Genomic DNA, 22,204 nt, shown 5'->3' with positions numbered 1-22,204 from the left:
TCCGTCGCGTTTAAAAGAGTGATGTGAATTACATTACTCTGACAGTTGAAAGGTAGGTAATTTTTATAGGATAAAAGAAATTATCAATTTAAAGCCATTAATCGATAATAGCTAGGGTAAATGATGAACGTAATTAATAGCAAGTTACTCTTTATGATTCTGCCTCGATCCCTTCTTCATACATTGAATCGATTGTATCACTATATTTCTTTTCTACAATTCTACGTTTAACCTTCATTGTAGGTGTAATCTCACCTTCATCAATACTAAATGGATTGCGTTTGATTTTGAAATTCTTGATGCGTTCGAATTTGGCAAGTTCGTTTGAGATTTTCTTGATGTCTTGCTCCATCCAGTCAATTATTTCCTGTTCGCGTATAAATGGATCGGCAATCTCGAAATAAGATGATTTTAGTTTAAACGTTTCTTCTAATGTTTCCCTATTTGGAATTATGATAGCGGTAATGAATTCTCGTTTATCTCCTATTAAAAATAACTGATCGATCTTCGGGCTTTTTAGATAGATATTTTCTACAGGAGTTGGGTAAACGTTTTTGCCATACGCATTGACGATCATGTTTTTGAGGCGATCTGTTATTTGTAGGTTACCTTTATAAAATCGACCAATATCACCAGTGTGGAACCACATGTCCCGATCGATTGCTTCAGCTGTTTCTGCTGGTTTATTGAAATATCCTTTCATTACACAGTGGCCCCGAACAATTATCTCGCCTTCAGCGCACTGAAAATCTTCGTTAAATGTGTCATGCGTTTGGATGTTAATGATTTCCTTGCTTTCTACATCCTGAACGCCCACTTCAATACCTGGAATTATGCGACCCACGGTGCCATAAACCTGGCGATGGTATTCGGTTACAGACATTACCGGCGAAGTTTCGGTTAAGCCAAAACCTTCCAATACTTTAATCCCTAAATCGCCGAAAAACTCACCCACATTTTTCGGTAGGGCAGCCCCGCCAGATATCATAAACTTTAAACGGCCTCCGGTTTTCTCCTTAATTTTACTGAAAACTAATTTCTCGGCAACTGCCTTTTTAGTCGAAAGAATAAATCCAGGATTTTCACCTGCCTCTTTTTTTACACGATATTTTTTGCCGTTTTCTAGCGCCCAAGTAAATATTTTAGCCTTAGTACCTCCGCCAGCTTTACCAGATTTAATTGCTTTATCATGTATCCGTTCCAATAATCTAGGTACGCAACTCATTACCGTCGGCCTAACTTCGCCCATATTTTTCGCCAGTAGTTCCAAGCTTTGAGCGAAAGCAATTTTACAGCCTTGAGTGCAACAGACATGATAGGTGGCTGTGCGCTCAAACACATGCGACAGAGGTAAAAATGAAAGGAAAGTTTCGGTTTGATCGATTACCGGGATTTGTTGCAGACAGACCTCCACATTTTTAACAAAATTATGGTGCGTAAGCATTACCCCTTTTGGCGTTCCTGTAGTACCCGAGGTATAAATCAAAGACGACACATCTTCTGGTAGCACTAAACTTCTGCATTGATCTATTTCTGCTTTTTCTGCTGCTGTAGTTTGGTGCTTCAAGGCCAAGATGTCGGAAAAGGATATAATTTCTACATCAACATCTGATGGCACTTTTACTTTCTCGAAATCTTTAAACGCGGGAATAATATATTTTAGATCTTTACAGTTTGACGCAACTTTTAGTACCTTTCTATAGAGAAAATTGTTACCAACTAATATTCCTTTAATGCCAGAATCATTAATGATGTAGCCTACTTCTTGTTCTGATAGCGTTGGGTAAATAGAAACATTTATTACGCCAATTTGCTGAATGCCTTGATCATAATAGACATATTCGGGTGAGTTTTCGATCATTAATCCTAACCGATCGCCTTTCTTTATTCCTTTTTCCAAAAAGAAAGCAGAAACTGCATCAGCTCTTTTTAAAGTATCTTCAAATGATATCTCCACCCATTCAGCACCTTGTTTATGTATTAAAAAAGTTTCTTCGGGTTTGTGAATGTTTTTTACAACATTTCTTAAAAGGGTAGGGATGGTTGAAAATTCGTTAATTAATGGCATCGCTCGTTATTTGGTAGTCAATATAATTAACAATAATAATGCTTTTTGGTTTAAAAAAGCAAATCGATATACGCTCGCCCGTTTTGATTGGAATATGTTTTCCCGTAGATTAGAGAAATCTACGAAGTTTTGGATTAAAAAATCCGTTATCTTTTTAAAATCTAAGCTCAGAAATCATTTTTAGTCTGCGAGATCTGCGTTAATCAGCGAGAGAAGATATTGGTGTTCCTGAGAATTTGATTTATATCATGTTGATAAAATTTATATCCCGCAGATTAACAAGATTTACGCGGATTATAGTATAATCGCCACAGCGAGGAAAAAATTAATCTCCTTTATTCTTTGAAATCAGATTGTTTCATCAGCAATAATAAGTGCTTTAAACGCAAAAAGGCCTCGAAAAATCGAGACCTTTAAATATTATTTGTTAGAAATTCTAAACGGAGAAACTCTCGCCACATCCACAACTGCGACTGGCATTTGGATTGATAAAGTTGAAACCTTTTCCATTCAATCCATCAGTAAAATCTAACTCCGTACCCGCCAGGTAAAGGAAAGATTTCATATCTAATGCGATTTTAATTCCTCTGTCTTCAAAAAACTGATCGCCTTTTTGTTCTTCGTTATCAAAATCCAGGTTATACGATAAGCCAGAACAACCGCCACCTTTTACGGAAACACGTAAGAAATAATCAGAACCCATTTCTGAATCCTGCATTAAATGCGTGATTTTTTCTTTTGCTTTATCTGTTATAGTAATCATTTCTTTTCGTATTTAGTATAAAGTAGCTAGATCAAATTCGTAATCATCCTACTTTTAATAACATTGTAGAAAGACAAATAGCGTACCAATCTAAGTACCCAATACTTTCTACTATATACTTTTCTAGTGGTGTGACTTTTCCAATACAATTGCCTCTAAACCATTTTTAACGCGGTAATCGTTAATGGCAGATTTAATTGCATCTTCTGCCAACACCGAGCAGTGAATTTTTACTGGAGGTAAAGCCAATTCTTCAACAATATCCATGTTATCGATAGATAAAGCTTCATCAATTGTTTTTCCTTTTAACCATTCTGTAGCTAAAGACGAAGATGCGATAGCCGAACCACAACCGAATGTTTTAAATTTAGCATCGGTGATGACATTATCTTCTCCAACCTCAATTTGTAAACGCATCACGTCACCACACTCAGGTGCGCCCACCAAACCAGTTCCTACAAATTTGCTGTCTTTATTTAATGTACCTACGTTGCGTGGGTTATTGTAATGGTCAATTACTTTTTCTGAATATGCCATGATTTATATTTCTTTAAATCCCTTGCGGGATGGTTTTAATTTTTGTTATACGTTTCTAGTTGCGAGTTAAAGGTCAGGTGTCAAACAAGTTGCTTATGCTCCCGGACTTAAAACTTGTGACTTACAACTTTTAACTCATAATTTGCTTCGCAAATTAATGTTCTGCCCACTCAATTTTACTCAAGTCAATTCCTTCTTTAAACATTTCCCAAAGCGGAGAAAGTTCTCTTAAGTGATTAACTGCTTTTTGAGTAACCGCAATTGCCTGGTCAATTTCTTCTTCGGTAGTAAATCTTCCTAAGCCATAACGGATAGAAGAGTGTGCTAAATCATCAGATAAACCTAAGCTCTTTAATACATAAGATGGCTCTAAAGATGCTGAAGTACAAGCTGAACCCGAAGATACCGCTAAATCGCTCATGGCCATCATTAAACCTTCACCCTCAACGTATTTAAAAGAGATGTTTGCTACATGTGGTAAACGGTGTTGTGTATTACCATTAACATAACTTTCTTCCATTTGGTTTAACGTCGATTCTAATTTATCACGTAAACCAGATAAACGAATTGCTTCGCTTTCCATCTCTAAACGACAAAGTTCGCATGCTTTACCCAAACCAACAATACCAGGAACGTTAAGTGTACCAGAACGCATGCCACGCTCGTGGCCTCCGCCATCCATTTGTGAAGTAACTTTAACTCTTGGGTTTTTTCTGCGAACGTAAAGTGCACCAACGCCTTTCGGCCCGTACATTTTATGTGCTGAAAACGCCATTAAGTCGATTCCGTCTGCATTAACATCAACTGGAATCTTACCAACTGCTTGCGTAGCATCCGTCATAAATAAAGCACCATGTTTGTGTGCAATTGCCGAAATTTCTTTAACCGGTTGGATTACGCCAATTTCGTTGTTACCATACATAATCGATACTAAGATCGTTTCCGGAGTCATTGCAGCTTCTAACTCAGCCAAGTCAATTAAACCATCTTCTTTAACGCCTAAGTATGTCACTCTAGCGCCGTTTTTCTCCAGGTGTTTACAAGTATCTAAAACGGCTTTGTGCTCTGTAACCGCAGTAATAATGTGGTTACCTTTATCTTTATACATTTCGAACACACCTTTAATAGCCAAGTTATCAGCTTCGGTTGCGCCCGATGTAAAAATTACTTCTTTTTCAGTACAGCCGATTAATTTGGCTACCTGCTCACGAGCATAATCTACTCCCTCTTCAGCCACCCATCCAAAAGCGTGATTACGGCTTGCGGCATTTCCAAATTTTTCAGTAAAGTAAGGTAGCATCGCTTCCAACACTCTAGGGTCTAAAGGTGTTGTTGCGTTATTATCTAAATATATCGGCTGTTTCATCTCTATTCTGTTAATTATGATCACAAAGATACAAAAAAACTTTTTGAACAATTATAATTAATAGCTATGACCTTATAGATAAAACACTCATTTTTACATTCAACCAACCTTTTTAAACGATGAACAAGATAGAACATATCGGTATTGCCGTAAACAACCTCAATAAATCAGTTCCACTTTATGAACTCTTATTAAATACCTCCTGTTATAAAACGGAAATTGTTGCATTAGAACACGTTAACACTGCATTTCTAAAAGCAGGCGAAAATAAAGTTGAACTTTTAGAAGCGACTTCCGACGATAGTATAATCGCGAAATTTTTGCAGAAAAAAGGAGAGGGGATTCACCATATTGCCTTTGCGGTTGATGACATTATCGAGGAGATGGAGCGACTAAAAGCCAATGGTTTTACACTGCTTAACGACGTTCCAAAAAAAGGCGCCGATAATAAAATGGTATGTTTCGTACATCCAAAAGATACGAATGGAGTTTTAATAGAGCTTTGCCAGGAAATTAAATGGGTTTAGAAAGATAGGTGATGGTTATTGAGAATAGGAATTGACAAGGTTGACGAATGCGACTAATTTGTTTTATTTGAAAATGAACGGTTCTGATTTTATCGCTTACGGCAGGCCTGCTAACCGCTATAATCTCGATGAAGAATCGGGAGCTACCGCTTTTATCAGGTTTAATTTAACGTCATGCAGTAATTCTAACCTAACAAATAACCAAACTAAGCCTAAAATCTTTCAATCCCAAAATCTAGTTTCATGTCGCTAATTAAAATTATAAATAAAGATTTTGATCTTCCTGATGAACTTTCTGAACGCCAACTTCGGGAAACATTGGTTGATGCATTTGCTTACCTAGTGGATAATGACTTTCCTAAACTCGTTCAAATTTTATATAAAGCAGATGTTGATCAGTACAAATTGAAAGAGTTGTTGGAAAATGTGGAGGGAAAAAGTTCAGCAGAAGTAATTGCAGATGCCTATCTCGCCAGACAAATTGCAAAAATTGAAACCTGGAAAAAATATAGTAAGTAGCTGCCGACAAATTTATTATAGTCTAATTATTTGTATTTTGATACCTTTAAATAATGAGTTGCCGTTTCCTGACCATCTTACTGTTTCCTGTTTTAGTTTTGGCTCAAAGAAATTCGAATTCCGAACTTGAGAAGAACGATCAGGATTTCGTTTTAAAAGCATTTAACAATGCTGATAATTACATGAATTCTGATCATTATGACTCTGCACAGCTATGGCTAAATAAAATTTATTTAAAAGTCAGCTATCGTAAACCATCTCTTTTCTCTTATTTCCTAACTTCCCGACAAGCTGAAGTATACTATTACAATAACCTGCATGAACTAGGCTTGCAAGAGGCTTTTAAGGGTGAAAACATCGCATCGATATTAAAAGACAGCATCCTTATGGCCGATGCTTGCAACTTTATCGGCTTGTTTTATATGAATAACAATAAGCTAAACAATGCAGTTAAATATTTTAAACGGGCACTAAATTTTGCTCATCAACCTCCATATCCATCAAAGTATATAGATCTATCCAAACCTCATCATATTTATGGCAATTTGGCCGAGGCATTTGAAAAGCTTAAAAAGCTGGATAGTGCAGTTTATTACAGTCGAGAATCACTCAAAGAGGCAAAAGAAATAATTGCTAAACGAGGTATTGCCACAGCCTATTTAAATTTAGGTAGCGCTTTCATCCAAAAGAATTCTAATGATAGTGCAAGTAAATATTTTGATTTAACACGTATTGCAGCAATGAATGGGCAAGATTTCGATGTCGAGTTGAATAGTTACAGTGGTTTAGCGAGTTGTGCAGCGAGAACGAATGAAAAAATAATAGCCTTTAATCATTTGAAAAAAGGATTCTCTTTGCTTAAAAGATATCCTCAATTAAATGATTTTTATGCGCTTATTTTTTTAGAAACCGCAATTGAAGTTTACAGGAAATACAATAGTCAGGCAGATTTAATTAATACCCTCGAACTTAAAAATCAAATACAAACGGCTACTTACGCCCGAAATAACACACAAATACAAACCCTTTTATTAACAGGGTTAAAAAATGAAAAACTCATTTTCAATTTAGAACTGGCTAAAGCGGAAAATAAGCAGAGTTTGGCCAATACCAGAGTTTATGTATTGTTGTTAACCTTACTTTCTATCATTATTGCCTTCATTGCTTATCGGTATTATGCACTGCAGCGTTTGCGCTTGGCAAATCTGAGAAGCAAAATCAGTCAAGATTTACACGATGAAGTGGGTGCTACCTTAAGCGGAATAGCCATGTACAGCTACATTACAAAAGAACAGATCAAAAACGAGGAGCATGTCGCCGTTAACAATTCTCTCGATATTATTAAAGACAATGCAGGCGAAATGGTCTCAAAACTTAACGATATTGTTTGGGCTGTTAATCCACATGAGGATAACCTTCTTTCGCTTTTAGAAAGACTAAAAGATTTCGCCGCTCAATTGGTGGCGGTAAAAGAAATTGAGCTAAATTTTAATATTCCAGAATCACTTGGCGTTTTAAAGTTATCAATGGAACAGAGAAAGAATGTCTATTTAATATGTAAAGAAGGTATCAACAATGCCGTGAAATATAGCGACTGTAAGCATATTATAGTGGAAGTTTATCATCAAAATAAAATGATTAATATTCAATTAAAAGATGATGGGAATGGTTTTTTGCCTGATGAAGCACGGAAAGGGAATGGACTAACAAATATGAGGAATAGAGCAAAAGAAATTAATGCTGTTCTAAATATCGCTTGTAATATTGGGTTGGGTACAAAGATTAATTTAAGTTGCAAAATCACCTAATGGGGGATATGTTTAAAATATAAAACTGCTCATATTTATGCCTGAAACTGAAGTTGTGGAAATCAAGATAGCGATATTCGAAGATAATAAACTCATTCGTGAGGCATTGCAGACCATTATAGACGGGACTCCAGGCTTTATTTGCACGGGCACGTTCCCTAACGCAAACCAAATTGAAGCAGATATACGCTTTAGTAGGCCAGATGTGATATTAATGGATATTGAAATGCCTGGAAAGACAGGCATTGAAGCCACAAAAATAATCACAGCACAATTTCCAGAAGTGAAAGTGCTGATTCAAACAGTTTTTAATGATAATGACAAAATATTTAATGCACTTTGCGCTGGGGCTTCAGGCTACATTTTAAAAACCGATTCGCCTTCAAAGCAGCTTCAGGCTATTGAAGAGGTCTACAATGGTGGCGCTTCCATGTCATCAGCAATTGCCCAAAAGGTGATGCAGTTTTTTGTGCGTAAGAACGTCATTCTGGTGCAGCCACAAGAAACTGACTTTGATTTGAGTGCCCGTGAAAAGGAAATTCTCTTATTGATGACGGAAGGAAATCACTATCGTAGCATCGCTGATAAAGCTTTTATCAGTTATGAAACAGTTCGGACCCATGTTAAACACATCTATAAAAAACTTCATGTTGCTTCCAGATCCGAAGCGATTTTAAAGGCTAAACAACAGGGATTGTTTTAGTAAAATCACTCATTGGGGTATTTCCAGGCGCTGATTTATGCTTCAATTTTGATTAACAAATCAGAATTAAACATAAATTAAGAAAACATGAAAACAATTACGAAAAGCCTAAAGTGGTTATTAATTATTTTTCTTATCACAGCCGTTGTGGCCTGTAAAAAGAAAGAGCGTGATGATGCAGTTGAAACCATCAACAAGGAAGAAATGAAGCGTAAAATTGCAGACATTATTCCAGTGCAGTACCAGGATACCCTCACCAAACTGGGTATTTCACTTAATCAGGAAACGACACCACCGATGCTTGAAGGAGCTTATGCGTTTAAGCCTCTTCGGTTATTGAAAAGTAACCGTACTCAAGATGTCGCCAATATGTCGTTTGTTGATGGCTCAATTAAATTTTTCGCACAAGACAGCGAGAATAACATCAAGCTAATTGGCAAATCTTTATTAAATAGTGCAGATACAAGCTTGGTTACGGCAATAAGTGGCAATGGAAACAATTTTACAGTTTACGGAAAGGTTAAATCTGTTCGTGGTAGCGATTCTGCTATATTTGGAATAATTATCTCTGGTGAGAAAGATGGAACACAACTCAGAAATATTCGCTATGGCTTAATTAATATTGATAACTCAAAAGGGGGAACATCGTTTATTAAACAAGGTGAGGCGAGGGTAGTTTTTGATACAGATCAAGTTTCGCCAACTATTTCGGTGTTTTAAAATATTTCTAAAAGTCTCTTGTAAATCAAAAATAAAATTAGGATATTTGCATCCTCTAAAATAGAGGTTAGAAAAGACTAATAGAAATTATCATAAGCGTTGTTGCCAGCAAATTGCAAGAATGTTCTTGATGCTTTCACACAAATAACTTAAAATAATATTCAAATGAAAAAAGATTTGCACCCTACAAGCTACAGACCAGTTGTTTTCAAAGATATGTCTAACGAATATGCTTTCTTAACAAAATCTTGTGTAGATACTAAAGAAACTATTAAATGGGAAGATGGTAATGAGTATCCTCTTTATAAATTAGAGATCTCTCATACTTCACACCCTTTTTATACTGGTAAAATGAAATTGGTTGATACTGCAGGACGTATCGATAAATTCAAAAACCGTTACGCTAAGAAATAATTTTAGCTGTAAAAAGCATTTTTTGAAGTCCCTTTGCCAAAAGCATCGGGACTTTTTTTATTTTTGTTGCTTATGACAATCAATTTATTTGATGATGCTTGCTGGGCGTCTCTCCGTCCGCTTACGTTTACAAGGCCCGTTGCTGATTTGCGAATTGGTATTTTAACCATCGCAGAAAAATGGGCGAAATACTTAAATGCCGACTTCGGTTTCCAAACTCAAGAATATCTTTCTATAAAATATGCAGTCAAGAAAAACGCTAGTCTTTTTATAAACGGTTCAATTTGTCCTGATCAAAGTTTGCTCGATGCAATTTCAGGACTTAAAGAAGGGGAATTTCTTGTAGCTAAAGATGTTATTATTGCTTTCAACTGCAATGAAGAACTGACTTATAAGCAAGCAGAACAGCAATTAAAGCCCATAAATTACGAGTTTGAGTTTATTAGAATAACCTACCCAGAAAACATTTTCGCAAATAATCCAGCAGAAATTAGGAAAGATTTCGAGTTGTTAACCAAAGGGCGTACTTCTGCAAAAATCAGTAGCACGAATCAATTGTTGGGCGATGAAATCTTTTTTGAAGAAGGTGCTAAAGCCGAATGCAGCGTTTTAAATACTGGCTACGGACCAATTTATGTTGGGAAAAATGCTGAGATTTGGGAAGGAAGTTTAATACGGGGATCTTTTGCGCTTTGCGAAAATTCATCAATTAAAATGGGTGCGAAGATTTATTCAGGTACGACCATCGGACCAAATAGCCGTGCAGGTGGCGAAATTAATAATTCGGTAATTTGGGGAAATTCCGCCAAAGGACATGAGGGATATTTGGGCAACTCGGTACTTGGTGAATGGGTTAACATTGGTGCCGATACCAATAACTCGAATTTGAAGAACAATTATGCCGAAGTAAAGCTTTACGATTACGAAACTAAAAAAATGCGTAATACCAATTTGCAGTTCTGTGGCTTAATTATGGCCGATCATGCTAAATCGGGCATTAACACGATGTTTAATACGGGCAGTATTGTAGGCGTGAGCGCAAATATTTTTGGGGGTGGCTTGCCTCCAAATCATATCCCGGATTTTAGCTGGGGTGGTGCAGATGGCTTTTTGGATTACAAACTAGATAAAATGTTCGAAACGACGGAGAAAGTATTCGCAAGAAAAAATGTAATTTTCGACAATACAGAAAAAGATATTCTAACAAAGGTTTTTGAATTAACAGCTCCTCACAGATACTTTTAATATTTAACCACGATTTCAATGGAAATCATCAAATTAACAAAATAAAACACAATGAGAAAACAAATAGTAGCCGGTAACTGGAAAATGAATTTAGATTATAACGAAGGTATTTCGTTATTCAGTGAGATTGTAAATATGGTTAAGGATGAACGTAAAGGGAATCAATTAGCTGTTGTTTGTGCTCCTTTTATTCATTTAAATAGTTTGGCCAAGTTGGGTGGAAATGATGTTAAAATAGGAGCTCAAAATATTCACGACAAAGAAAGCGGTGCTTACACAGGCGAAATTTCCGCAAAGATGATCAAATCTGTTGGCGTGGAGTACGTAATTTTAGGTCACTCTGAGCGCAGACAATATCAGGCTGAAAGTGATGAGCTTTTGGCTGCAAAAACCAAAACTGCTTTGACTCACGGGTTAACACCAATTTTCTGCATCGGCGAAACTTTAGATGAACGTGAAAACGGAAGCTATTATGAAGTATTGAAGAAGCAATTGGTTGAAGGTGTTTTCAGTTTAAGTGATCTTGATTTTTCTAAAATCGTAATCGCTTACGAACCAGTTTGGGCGATTGGTACAGGTTTAACCGCTTCGCCAGAACAAGCACAAGATATTCACGCATTCATCCGTTCGGAAATAGAGGCTAACTATGGTTTCAAGATCGCAGATGATACCACAATTCTTTATGGCGGAAGTTGTAATCCAGGAAATGCGGCAAGTTTATTTGCTCAAAAAGATATTGATGGTGGTTTAATTGGTGGTGCATCGTTAAAATCTCGGGATTTCACAGATATTATTAAAGCATTAAATAGCTAAATGCAATACTTAAAAGCAATATTTAAATTCGAAAGTATCGAAGACTATCAGCAGGATCTACTCATCAGTGATCTTGCTGATTTAGGTTTTGATACATTTGAGGATAGTGAGAATGGGTTCACTGCTTTTGTAATGAAAGATAATTACAGTGAGCAGGCATTGAAAGAACTGCTTGCTCATTATACCGATGATTTTGTAACAAATTATACCTTAGAAGATGTTGCCGATGAAAACTGGAATGCCGAGTGGGAAAAGAATTTCAATCCGTTGATTATTGATGATGTATGTTACGTGAGAGCAACTTTTCATGAGCCGCAACCATCTTATCCTTATGAGATTGTGATCGATCCGAAAATGTCTTTCGGAACAGGTCACCATCAAACTACATCAATGATGATGCAGTATATTCTAGCTGCAGATTTAAAAGATAAAACTGTTTTGGATATGGGGTGTGGCACCGCAATCCTCGCAATTCTTGCCGCTAAACTTGGTGCAAAGGATTTGGTAGCGATAGATTATGATAATGTATGTTACGAAAGTACCATCGAAAATGCGACGTTAAATAACATCTCTAATCTGAAAGCGCTTTGTGGCAGTAAAGAAGTTATTCCAAACGAAGAATATGATGTTATTTTTGCGAACATCAACAGGAATATTCTGCTTGATCAAATTCATCGTTATGCAGAGGTGCTTCAATCAGGTGGAAAAATCTTTTTCAGTGGTTTTTATTTAGATCCCGATTTAGGAATGATCACTGCTGAGTGTGCTAAATATGGTATTCAATACCTCGATCACAAACAAAATGGTGATTGGGTTGCTGCCCAGTTTGAGAAAAAATAATGATTGAATTTTAAATGAGAGAATGATAGAATGTTTTCATTTACATCGCTTTACCATTTAATCATTCTCTAATTCTCTCATTCAAATAATTAATTTATATGCGTATACATTTTATTGCAATTGGCGGAAGTGCGATGCACAACCTGGCCATTGCACTTCATAAAAAGGGTTATCAAATTTCCGGTTCTGATGATGTGATATTTGAACCAGCAAAATCTCGTTTGGAAAAGTATGGTTTATTGCCGGCAGAAATGGGATGGGATGAAAATCGCATATCAACTGATCTTGAAGCTGTTATTTTGGGCATGCATGCTCGTATTGACAATCCTGAGCTAATTAAAGCGCAAGAACTGGGTATTAAAATTTATTCCTATCCAGAATACGTTTATGAGCAAAGTAAGAATAAACTGCGTGTAGTAATTGGCGGCAGTCATGGTAAAACTACCATCACAAGTATGATTTTACATGTGCTCAATCATTACAATCGTGATTTTGACTATTTGGTTGGGGCACAACTCGCTGGTTTCGAAACCATGGTAAGAATCACAGATGCTGCACCGGTTATGATTATCGAAGGCGATGAGTATTTATCGTCACCGATTGATAGACGGCCAAAATTTCATCTTTACAAAGCAAATGTAGCAGTGATCAGTGGCATCGCCTGGGATCATATCAATGTTTTTCCTACTTATGCAGATTATACTTTGCAGTTCGATAAGTTTATCGATACCATTGAGGAAAACGGAACATTGATATATTGTGAAGCAGACCAAGATTTAAATGAAATTGCTTTAAAATCAAAAGCAAAGATTCACAAGATAGGTTATGCCATTCCTGAACACGACATTAGAAATGGAATAACCTATTTATTGCCAAAGAAAACTGCTTTAAAAATATTTGGCGACCATAACTTGATGAATTTAAATGCAGCTAAATTAGTTTGTGAGCAGTTAGATATAAATCAAAACGATTTTGATACTGCAATAGCCTCATTTACCGGCGCTGCAAAGCGTTTAGAAGTAATTTCAGCTGATGACTCTACCAATGTTTACAAGGACTTTGCCCATTCTCCATCGAAACTAAAAGCTACTATTGAGGCTGTTAAAGCACAGTTCACAGATCGCAGGTTGGTTGCTTGTATCGAATTACACACCTTTAGTAGCTTGAATAAGGATTTTTTAAAGGAATATGCTGGCGCAATGGACAAAGCTGATGAAGCAATCGTCTTTATTGATCTTAAAAGTTTTGAGCAGAAAAGAATGGAGCCATTTTCAGAAGAAGATGTTCAACAGGCTTTTGCCAACCCGATGCTAAAATTCTTTAACGATGCAGCTCAACTGAAAGCCTATTTGTTAAGCTTGAACTATAAGAATGCAAATCTTTTAATGATGAGCTCTGGAAACTATGCAGGCTTTGATTTGCCTGAATTAGCTGCGGCTTTACCAAAATAATAGTTAATCTGTACATGAAGTTTTTAGGAGATCGTATTAAGCAGAGTAGGGTTGCGCTTGGACTAAATCAAGCGGAAGCTGCTAAAATGCTTAATATTTCTACTCCCGCGTTTTGTAAAATAGAAACCGGGCAAACAGATTTGAATATCTCACGCTTATTGCAAATTTCTAAAGTATTTGAGGTATCAATAATTAAATTACTAACCGGAGAAGAGGAGTCATCAAATTCATCAGAAGATTTAGTTGACCTGAAAGAACAACTTCTGGAAAAAGATGAAGAAATCAATAAACTTCGAAAGAAGGTTATTGATCTTTATGATAAATTGGGAATGTAGATAAGAGGAATAAAGATGAACGAGCAAAGAATAGTAAGGCCAATTAATCTAGGCTACTTAATCTTTATTCCTTGTTCTTTGCTCACTGATGCTTAAGCTGCTTAAAACACTTTCCGCATCGTTAAATGCTTCTTACCAAACGTAGCGCCAGTAGCTTTATGTATAGCAATCATTTGCTCGTTAAAATCGCCAACCCAACTCAATTCCAGTTCTTTGTATTGATTTTTTGGCAACACATATTCACCTAACCTGATAAAGAGAACTGATTCTAAGCCATGTTTCTGGAATTTTGGTTTTGTACCCATCACGATTGCTCTCATGCGTGTAACACCCACCCATCGGCGATAAGCAAATTTAAGCTTCTCTAATAAACCAAGCTTTCCATTAAAACCTTTAATCATCTGGTTGGCATCAGGAATTAAAACCACAAATGACGCGGGCTCACCATTAAAATAAGCAAATTGAATCAAGTGCTCATCCATAATGGGTTCCATACTTTTGAAGCTTTCTTCGAGAGTTTCCTTTTTTATCGGAACGAAGTTTTCAAAATCCTGCCAGCCATCATTGTAAATTTCCATCAAATCCGCAATGTACTTTTCGGCGTTTGCTTTGCTAAAATATTCGAAAGTGTAGCCAGGCTTGTTCCTTACCCAATTGGCTATCTTGGTAAATCGCTCTGGAAAAGGAATGGTTAAGTTAATATGGTTGGTTAACTGTTCATATTCGGTTACGAATCCGTAAGCATCAAAAAATTTCTGGTAATATGGAAAATTGTAATTCATTCCAAATGAAGGAGGAGTGAAACCTTCAACTAACAAACCCCAAAATGAATCGTTTTCGCCAAAGTTGATGGGGCCATCCATTGCTTTCATTCCATTTTCGATAAGCCATTCCTTTGCGGTATCAAAGAGTAAAAAGGCAGCTTTTTCATCTTCAATGCATTCAAAAAAGCCCATTCCGCCAGTTGGTTGATCGTAATTAAATGCTTTTTTTTCGTTAATAAAAGCAGCAACCCGACCGATTAAATCTCCAGCATCATCTTTTAAAATCCAACGTGTACATTTTCCATGACTGAAAAAGCTATTCTTCTCTGGGTTGAAAACATTTTCAACTTCACTATCTAAAGGACAAATGAAATTTTTGTCGTTTTTATAGAGGATTTTTGGAACCGTTAAGAAGTCTTTTTTTAGTGATGAATTGCTTACTGATATAATTTGCATGGGCAGATTTTAAAATTAAAAAGCACCCAGCCTAATGGCAGGATGCTTTTTCAAATATATAGTTTTTTAATGATTAGTAATCGTCATCGTCATCATCGAAGTTGTCGAAATTGTCAAGGTCATCTAATGGCAAATCAAAATCGTCTTCATCTTCATCTTGAGGCTTTTTTTTCGTGGTTTGAATATCGTCATCTTCAAGATCATCGTCTTCATCTACCTGTTTTTTGGTAGTCGGCTTAGTAGGGAGTTTCTTTGGCGCTTTCATATCACAAAAATAAAAATTGCTTTTCTACTTTAAAAATACAAAAAAACTTTTTCTAATAACAACCTGAAAACAAATAAATTAATTTCTTCTATTCCGCATTTTCACCTACCTTATTTTCCTCCTTCGTAATATCTTTTAGCTGTGGAAGCTGGGTTAAATTGTTTAAACCAAAATAGTCCATGAAAATATTACTAGTGCTATAAAGAATTGGCCTACCGGGAGTTTCAGCTTTACCATCAATACTTATAAGTTCTTTTTCCAGCAATCGCTGAACAGAATAATCAGAATTTACACCTCTAATTTGTTCAATTTCTAATTTTGTAATCGGCTGGCGGTATGCGATAATGGCTAAGGTTTCCATAGCAGCCTGACTCAGCTTTTTCTTTGAGCGATGCAATTGAAGTTGATTTACCGTTTCATGGTAATCCTTTTTTGTTAGAAACTGATATCCTTTATTCAGGTTTACCAATTCGATTGCGAAATCATGATGTTTATACTTTTCTTGAATAAGATCTAAGCTTTCAAAAATTTGTGTTTCAATAAACTCTGCTTCGAAAACCGCATTTAAAGCTAAGATGATCTCTTGAACGCTAATGCTTTGAACAGAAGAGAATATGAGCGCTTCTATGTGCCTGGTAATATTGGTTTGGGACATATACAAAAATATAATTTTTGGACATTAAAAAAGCGGTCTCGCTTTTTAAAAAACAAGACCGCTTTCAACACACAAATGAAACCTGAATTAAGATATAGTTTTAGGTTAGGTTATTAAATATCTATATCAATTCTATAAGAACGTTTTGATAAACACTATCGTTTATTTCTAACACAAGTTTAAGGCTAAACGAGATTCGGTGTAAGTTCTATTTAGTGAGTGGTATTAATAATTGAGTAAACGGTAAAAAATCTATTTTAAAGGGATAGATATAGAAACGATTGTACCATTTATGGCCTTTTGTTTAACACTGAGGTGTATAGGTTTTGCTGCAATCTGTCCTAACAAATGCAATCTTTCTTTAGTTAGCTGCATGCCTTTGCTAATGTGCGTTTCCTTTTTCTCCTTCAAAGAATTGTCAATACCAACACCATCGTCAATTATCTCGATGTTTAAATACTCTGGAACATCAATTTTAATATTGATTTGTATTTCGCCACCCGTTTCTTTCGGCATAATGCCATGCCAAATTGCATTTTCTACGTAAGGCTGTAACAACATCGATGGGATTAAAGTTTCTTCCTTATCTATTTGATCATCAATTAAAAAGGAGTATTTTAACTTATCTCCAAATCTATTTTTCTCGAGCTTTAAATACAAATTCAAATATTCAAGTTCTTCTTCCAAACTGATATAGCTTTTGGTACAAATTTCCAGGTTTTTTCGTATTAACCGAGCAAACCCGGTTAATACCCGATTAGCTGATGCTGTGTTCTGCGTATTAATGTAATGCTGTATAGAATTCATCACATTGAATACAAAATGTGGATTCATCATTGCCTGTAAAGCCTGCTGCTCTAACATTAACACCTTGTTTTTTAGCAAAAGCTGCTCTTGTTCCTTATCCTTTTGTTTTCTGGTGATGTAAACCGCAACTTTATAAAAAATGTAGGCCACCAGAAGGATCAAGATGGATAAAAACCATAAGCTTTGCCAAAAATGCTTGGTAATGGTAAATGAAATTTTTGCGGATGGTCCCCAGTTTCCGTTTTGGCTTTTGGCCGAAACTTCGAAATTATATTCTCCGGACTGAAGCGATGAAAAATCTAAACGGCGAGTTCTGGTTTCTACCCAGGCAGAATTTTCACTCAACCGATAACGATAAGTAATGTCGCTTGTGGTAAAGTCTACCGCACTAAAGGTGAATAAAATGGTATTATTTCCTGTTTCGAAGGTGAAGTTTTTTTGATTTACAGGCAATCTATCCTTGTCTTTAATGATCGAGGTTACATAAACCTTCGGTAAATTTCTGCTGATGTTTTTATTGTTGTACTTGAAAAGAATCAGCCCTTTGTTGGTAGCGAAATAAGCTGTGCTGTCATCAATAAATAAACTGTTGATATCATCACTCAATAAATCTTTCCCATAATCGAAATTGGCAACGCTAAGCTTTTCCGGATAATTGGCAATTTTATTAACGCCCTTGTTGGTGAGCACCCAGATCTCGTTATTTTTTACGAATATTTTAGTACAGATATCATTGGTTAAGCCATCTTTTTGAGTGATCTGTTTTACAATTTGGTCATTTTTGTAAAACAGCAATCCATATCCATCTGTAGCCAAAATCAATGTGCCATCAGCCAATTGTCGAATATCATTAATTCTTTTAGTGAGTAGTGGATGTTTTTCAAAATGCTTGACTAGTTTTCCGTTTACAAACTGAGATAAGCCATTGATATTTGAAAACCACAAATTACCTGTTCGATCGTAAAACACATGGTAAGAGCGATCTTTAAAGAAATCTTCCTTCTCCCGATATTTTAAGGAATTGAACTCAAAGTTGTTTATTCTATCAGATAAAAAAACAACTCCTGAAGAAAGTGCCAGGGCTAAACGATTGCTTTTTTCATCAACGCTAAAATGTTTAATTACAAACATGGAATTATTAGCTTCCTTTAAATAGTTTACTTCATTTGTGGTGCTGTAGATATTTTTGAAAACACCCATTCCATAATCTGAAGAAAAATATATCGATTGATTTTTTGGGTCGAAGTTTAGTTGCTTTATGGTTTTGTATTTCTTAAAATCATCTAACCCAATTTCATTTACCTGATAGTTATTGATAGTCAAAACATCAATAACAGCATCATCCGTACCTAGCCAAAGTCTGTTTTTACCATCTTTGGTAATGCTTTTAATTACATTACTGCTCAAGCCAGATTCTGCATCAATAATGGATAAACGATTGCTAGCATTTGGTAACATATAAATTCCAACATTGGTGGCAAACCACATATTCTTATTGCTATCTTTTATTACCTGGTTTACGGGAATATCCTGAAGGTATTGAACTGTTTTTCCATTTTTATCCAATGCAAAGGAACCATTCGCATTGGCAATCCAAACCTCTTTAGCTGCGCTATCATAATAGAAATAACCCGACATATTTTTTATCAGGTTTTGGGGAATGGAAATTATGCTATTGATATTCCCTTTGCTCAATTCTTTTAGTCCACTTTTATCCAGATAAATTAACGACTTCGATTTAGTGTTTATCGCTGTCATGTAAGAAAGCGGCTGAACATTAGATTTTAAGATCGAAAAAGTAGCGCCATTAAATTTCTGAACACTTAAATCGCTATACGAATAGATGTCGCCATTTTCGTCTTCGTGAATAAACGCGTTGATGAATTTATCTTTCGGATTTGGAGAAACGTATTTTCTAATTCTTTTACCATCCCAACAAACAATTAAATTTGAGTTTGTACCTAGCCAAATTCTTCCTTGCTTATCCATCAAAAAAGAAACAATAACAGTGTTTAGGCTAAGTCGCTTTAATAATTGACTGTTATCCTGATTATAAAATTTGCCGTCTTGTAGATAACTTAATTGCCCATTTAATGCAAAAAACCAAATTCTTCCAAATTTATCTTCTTTCATTTGAAGGATTTGCGTGTCGGGCAAGCCATCTTCAATGGTAAAATTTTGAAAGTTTGTGCCATCGAAACGGCTGATTCCATTATCGGTTGCAATCCAGATAAAGCCCTTCTGATCTTGCAAAATATAATAACAATTGTTGCTTGCTAAACCATTTTTAGAGGTATAATGTGGCAGATAGGTCATTTGTGCCACAGCATTTGATCCGTTAATCAATAAGAAAATCAGAAGTAAAAAAGCAATTGAAAAACCTTTCCTACAGATAAGAAGTAAAGCCTTTGAGACTATATTAGATGCTATTTTAGTTGATTTAATGATCACTTCCAGCTTTTGTAAATGATTTTATCTTGTCAAAAAAATCGCTGGCTCTTCTTCTAGAGATGTTGATGCTTTCGCCATTTTTTAAAAAAACCTGCAAACCATTTTTCGAATTGTATTCTTTTAAGTGATTTAGATTGATAATGTTCGATTTATGTACCCTAACAAATTGTTCGGTTGGTAACAATTCTTCGAATTCTCTCAATACCTTCGAAACGGTAATTTTTTCCTGATTGCTTAAATGAACGATAGAATAATTGCTATCGGCCTCAATGTAAATAATATCATCTACATCTATCATTTTAAAGCCCTGGCCATAAGGGAGAGTGAGTTTTCTAATGTCCGATCTGGAAGTTAATGTAGAAGCCAGATTACTAATCCGTTCATCATTCTCATTTCGATTTTTAAAAAGCTTAATGTGTTGCGATACCTTATCAACGGCAGTCTTAAGTTCGTCGATATCTATAGGCTTCAACAAATAATCAAGGGCATTCGCCTTAATAGCTTTCAAAGCATATTGATCGTATGCGGTAGTAAAAATAACAGCAGCATTTTGCTTTTGTGCAGCGGGGATTAGATCGAAACCATTGCCACCTGGCATGGCGATATCTAGAAAAATGAGATCGATATTATGATTTGCCAAAATATCCTGTGCTTCGGCTACAGATCTGGCTATTCCGGTAATTTCTACCTCGGCACAATTTTGCTGAAGCAAAAAAAACAGTGAAGAACGTGCAAACTCCTCATCATCAACAATAATGGCTTTTAGTACTGTCATAATTATAGGTTTGTGAATGTATCAAAATCGATCAATAAAAAAAAATGTAAAAACAAAAAACCGACGACAGAAATGTCACGTATGTATCATCAACGAATTTAAAAAACCCTAAACATAGTCACTATGAAAAACAATGAACTAGAAACAAAAAGTGAACTTCAAGAGGAAAGTTTATTAAAAAGCACTGTTGGTAGGAGAGGTTTCCTTCAATATGCTGGTGCAAGTGCAGCAGCCTTAGCCTTAGTAGCTGCTGGTTGTAGAAAAGACCGTAACTACACTGATCCTGTAGCCGGTGTAACCCTTGATTTTAAAGATGATTTTGGTGTATTGAATTATGCTTACGCTTTAGAGCAATTAGAGGCTGCGTTTTACATCCAGGTTGCTAACTCAAATCCATCAGGTTTTACTGCAGCACAGAAAGCATATTTTCAAGATGTACAATTTCACGAAATTGCACATAGAGAATTCTTTAAAAAAGCATTAAGTACAGCTGCAATTGGAAGTTTAGAAGTAAATTTCTCAGCAGTAGATTTTACAAGCGGTGCTAGCGTTTTAGCTACAGCAAAAACATTTGAAGATTTAGGCGTAGCCGCATATAACGGTGCTGGAGTAAGATTAAAAGATACTGGTTTCTTGGTAATTGCTGGTCAGATTGTTTCTGTTGAAGCTCGCCACGCGGCATACGTAAGAGATCAGATTTCTAACGGTACGTTTGCTGATTTAGGTACATTAACCGCATTCGGCGCTGTAGATGCAAACGGATTAGATGGAGCATTAACTCCAGATAAAGTATTGCCATTAGCTGCCCCTTTCATTAAAACAAAAATTAACGTTATCAACCTATAATCTTAAACTCAGAAATCATGAATATCATAAATATATTAGACGAAATTGAAAAAGTTGATGGAGAGATCTACGAAAGATTAAATCCACGTAGAGCAGCAATGAAGAGTTTCTTCAATGTTGGAAAGAAAATTTCTTTGGCAGCTTTACCATTGGCTTTAGGTTCTATGTTTCAAAAAGCTTATGGTCAATCAAACCCTGCAAATGTTACAGAAGTATTAAACTTTGCTTTGGCTTTAGAGCATTTAGAATATAATTTTTACAACAGAGCATTGTTAAGTACTGGTCTAATTCCAGCAGGTGCTGCAACAGGAGCAATTACGACCATTCGTGCTCACGAGTTAGCTCACGTAAACTTGTTAAAAAGCGCAATTACTGGTGCTGGTGGAACGCCTATCGCCTTGACAGAAGCTAACTTCGATTTTACAGCTGGAAATACTTTCGGCGATGTTTTCACAAATTATGGAACATTTTTAAAAGTAGCAACAGCTTTTGAGGATACAGGTGTAAGAGCTTACAAAGGTCAGGCGCCAGTGTTAAAAGGCATGCCAGTGTTGACAACTGCACTACAGATTCACTCAGTAGAGGCTCGTCACGCTTCTCACTTACGCCAAATGACAGCAGCGTTTTTAAATGTTCCGTTGAAACCATGGGTAGGTTTAGGTGCTAACGGTGTTTCAAACGATACTGGTGTTCCTCAGGTAGACCCGGTTTATGCTCGTGAAAATAACACAGTTCAAGCTAATATCGAAATTACAGGTATTAATGGTACCGCTGTAACAAGAGCTGCAGCAGCAGAATCGTTCGATGAGTTTTTAACAGGTGCTGAAGTTAAAACAATTGCAAACTTGTTCCTTAGAACAGGTTCGAAATTAACCTAAGCCAAAATAGAATTTACATTATTGATTAGGTAATGTTTAGTTTAAGGTAGGGAGGCAGAACTGAGTTCTGTTTCCCTTTATTTTTGATCAGGATTTTTGAGGATTTAAGGATGATAAGATCAAAGTCTTCCTCAAGATGGATTAAGTTCCATATCTCTGCATTCGCCTTTACGTTTTTGATAGAATACAGATTTTTAG

At 35.9% G+C, this 22,204-nt stretch carries 22 protein-coding genes; 13 read left to right on the top strand and 9 right to left on the bottom strand.

Annotation, left to right across the window (positions count from 1 at the left end):
* Positions 1-151 precede the first annotated feature (151 nt).
* The 4 genes from AC3ITD_RS10610 to AC3ITD_RS10595 form a co-directional block, all read right to left on the bottom strand.
* Positions 152-2,068 carry an AMP-dependent synthetase/ligase gene (locus tag AC3ITD_RS10610; RefSeq protein WP_265800267.1) on the bottom strand — a complete coding sequence of 639 codons (1,917 nt, stop codon included), beginning with the start codon at positions 2,066-2,068 and terminating at the stop codon, positions 152-154.
* A 436-nt stretch (positions 2,069-2,504) separates the two neighbouring features.
* Positions 2,505-2,831 carry a HesB/IscA family protein gene (locus tag AC3ITD_RS10605; protein WP_025142623.1) on the bottom strand — a complete coding sequence of 109 codons (327 nt, stop codon included), beginning with the start codon at positions 2,829-2,831 and terminating at the stop codon, positions 2,505-2,507.
* Between the two features lie 123 nt (positions 2,832-2,954).
* On the bottom strand, positions 2,955-3,368 hold the full coding sequence (gene iscU, locus AC3ITD_RS10600; RefSeq protein WP_025142622.1) for a Fe-S cluster assembly scaffold IscU: 414 nt from the start codon (positions 3,366-3,368) through the stop codon (positions 2,955-2,957).
* Positions 3,369-3,522: 154 nt separating this feature from the next.
* The gene (locus AC3ITD_RS10595; RefSeq protein ID WP_056850300.1) at positions 3,523-4,734 is read right to left on the bottom strand and encodes an IscS subfamily cysteine desulfurase; all 1,212 of its coding nucleotides are present in this window, start codon (positions 4,732-4,734) and stop codon (positions 3,523-3,525) included.
* A gap of 119 nt (positions 4,735-4,853) precedes the next feature.
* Here AC3ITD_RS10595 and mce point away from each other — a divergent pair, with 119 nt between their 5' ends.
* The 11 genes from mce (at position 4,854) to AC3ITD_RS10540 (ending at position 14,109) form a co-directional block, all read left to right on the top strand.
* On the top strand, positions 4,854-5,261 hold the full coding sequence (gene mce, locus AC3ITD_RS10590; RefSeq protein WP_265800275.1) for a methylmalonyl-CoA epimerase: 408 nt from the start codon (positions 4,854-4,856) through the stop codon (positions 5,259-5,261).
* Positions 5,262-5,504: 243 nt separating this feature from the next.
* The gene (locus AC3ITD_RS10585; protein ID WP_265800277.1) at positions 5,505-5,780 is read left to right on the top strand and encodes a P1/P2 acidic ribosomal protein; all 276 of its coding nucleotides are present in this window, start codon (positions 5,505-5,507) and stop codon (positions 5,778-5,780) included.
* A gap of 53 nt (positions 5,781-5,833) precedes the next feature.
* Positions 5,834-7,588: a tetratricopeptide repeat-containing sensor histidine kinase gene (locus AC3ITD_RS10580; RefSeq protein WP_489366309.1), complete on the top strand. Its 1,755-nt coding sequence runs from the start codon at positions 5,834-5,836 to the stop codon at positions 7,586-7,588.
* Positions 7,589-7,625: 37 nt separating this feature from the next.
* Positions 7,626-8,291, top strand: a complete 666-nt coding sequence (locus AC3ITD_RS10575) for a response regulator transcription factor (RefSeq protein WP_265800279.1) — start codon at positions 7,626-7,628, stop codon at positions 8,289-8,291.
* A gap of 87 nt (positions 8,292-8,378) precedes the next feature.
* Positions 8,379-9,011, top strand: a complete 633-nt coding sequence (locus AC3ITD_RS10570; protein ID WP_265800281.1) for a hypothetical protein — start codon at positions 8,379-8,381, stop codon at positions 9,009-9,011.
* A gap of 165 nt (positions 9,012-9,176) precedes the next feature.
* Positions 9,177-9,425 (top strand): type B 50S ribosomal protein L31, encoded by a 249-nt coding sequence (locus tag AC3ITD_RS10565; protein WP_025142617.1) that lies wholly within the window; start codon positions 9,177-9,179, stop codon positions 9,423-9,425.
* Between the two features lie 72 nt (positions 9,426-9,497).
* Entirely contained in the window at positions 9,498-10,670 is a 1,173-nt protein-coding gene (locus AC3ITD_RS10560) for a putative sugar nucleotidyl transferase (RefSeq protein ID WP_489366305.1), read from the top strand.
* A gap of 51 nt (positions 10,671-10,721) precedes the next feature.
* Positions 10,722-11,483, top strand: a complete 762-nt coding sequence (gene tpiA, locus AC3ITD_RS10555; RefSeq protein ID WP_265800285.1) for a triose-phosphate isomerase — start codon at positions 10,722-10,724, stop codon at positions 11,481-11,483.
* Positions 11,484-12,323 carry a 50S ribosomal protein L11 methyltransferase gene (gene prmA, locus AC3ITD_RS10550; protein ID WP_489366302.1) on the top strand — a complete coding sequence of 280 codons (840 nt, stop codon included), beginning with the start codon at positions 11,484-11,486 and terminating at the stop codon, positions 12,321-12,323.
* Between the two features lie 98 nt (positions 12,324-12,421).
* Complete coding sequence (locus tag AC3ITD_RS10545; protein ID WP_489366300.1) at positions 12,422-13,774, top strand: UDP-N-acetylmuramate--L-alanine ligase; 1,353 nt, start codon at positions 12,422-12,424, stop codon at positions 13,772-13,774.
* A 14-nt stretch (positions 13,775-13,788) separates the two neighbouring features.
* Complete coding sequence (locus AC3ITD_RS10540) at positions 13,789-14,109, top strand: helix-turn-helix domain-containing protein (protein WP_265800288.1); 321 nt, start codon at positions 13,789-13,791, stop codon at positions 14,107-14,109.
* A 101-nt stretch (positions 14,110-14,210) separates the two neighbouring features.
* On the opposite strand, the gene AC3ITD_RS10535 is transcribed toward AC3ITD_RS10540, so the two are convergent.
* The 5 genes from AC3ITD_RS10535 to AC3ITD_RS10515 form a co-directional block, all read right to left on the bottom strand.
* Positions 14,211-15,329 carry a GNAT family N-acetyltransferase gene (locus AC3ITD_RS10535; protein ID WP_265800289.1) on the bottom strand — a complete coding sequence of 373 codons (1,119 nt, stop codon included), beginning with the start codon at positions 15,327-15,329 and terminating at the stop codon, positions 14,211-14,213.
* A 73-nt stretch (positions 15,330-15,402) separates the two neighbouring features.
* Positions 15,403-15,594, bottom strand: coding sequence for a hypothetical protein (locus tag AC3ITD_RS10530; RefSeq protein ID WP_056850291.1), 192 nt, complete (start codon positions 15,592-15,594; stop codon positions 15,403-15,405).
* Positions 15,595-15,682: 88 nt separating this feature from the next.
* Positions 15,683-16,249, bottom strand: a complete 567-nt coding sequence (gene scpB / locus AC3ITD_RS10525) for an SMC-Scp complex subunit ScpB (RefSeq protein WP_265800290.1) — start codon at positions 16,247-16,249, stop codon at positions 15,683-15,685.
* Positions 16,250-16,501: 252 nt separating this feature from the next.
* Positions 16,502-19,402, bottom strand: coding sequence for a ligand-binding sensor domain-containing protein (locus AC3ITD_RS10520; RefSeq protein WP_265800291.1), 2,901 nt, complete (start codon positions 19,400-19,402; stop codon positions 16,502-16,504).
* Between the two features lie 94 nt (positions 19,403-19,496).
* On the bottom strand, positions 19,497-20,282 hold the full coding sequence (locus tag AC3ITD_RS10515) for a LytR/AlgR family response regulator transcription factor (protein ID WP_489366296.1): 786 nt from the start codon (positions 20,280-20,282) through the stop codon (positions 19,497-19,499).
* Positions 20,283-20,405: 123 nt separating this feature from the next.
* Here AC3ITD_RS10515 and AC3ITD_RS10510 point away from each other — a divergent pair, with 123 nt between their 5' ends.
* Together AC3ITD_RS10510 and AC3ITD_RS10505 are read left to right on the top strand one after the other, a co-directional pair.
* The gene (locus tag AC3ITD_RS10510) at positions 20,406-21,128 is read left to right on the top strand and encodes a ferritin-like domain-containing protein (RefSeq protein WP_265800293.1); all 723 of its coding nucleotides are present in this window, start codon (positions 20,406-20,408) and stop codon (positions 21,126-21,128) included.
* A 17-nt stretch (positions 21,129-21,145) separates the two neighbouring features.
* Positions 21,146-22,006 (top strand): ferritin-like domain-containing protein, encoded by an 861-nt coding sequence (locus tag AC3ITD_RS10505; RefSeq protein ID WP_489366294.1) that lies wholly within the window; start codon positions 21,146-21,148, stop codon positions 22,004-22,006.
* Positions 22,007-22,204: the final 198 nt, after the last annotated feature.

Source organism: Pedobacter sp. KH_004 (genome assembly GCF_057840755.1).
The sequence above is the reverse complement of the archived record's forward strand: the minus strand, read 5'-3'. Positions and strand labels throughout refer to the sequence as shown.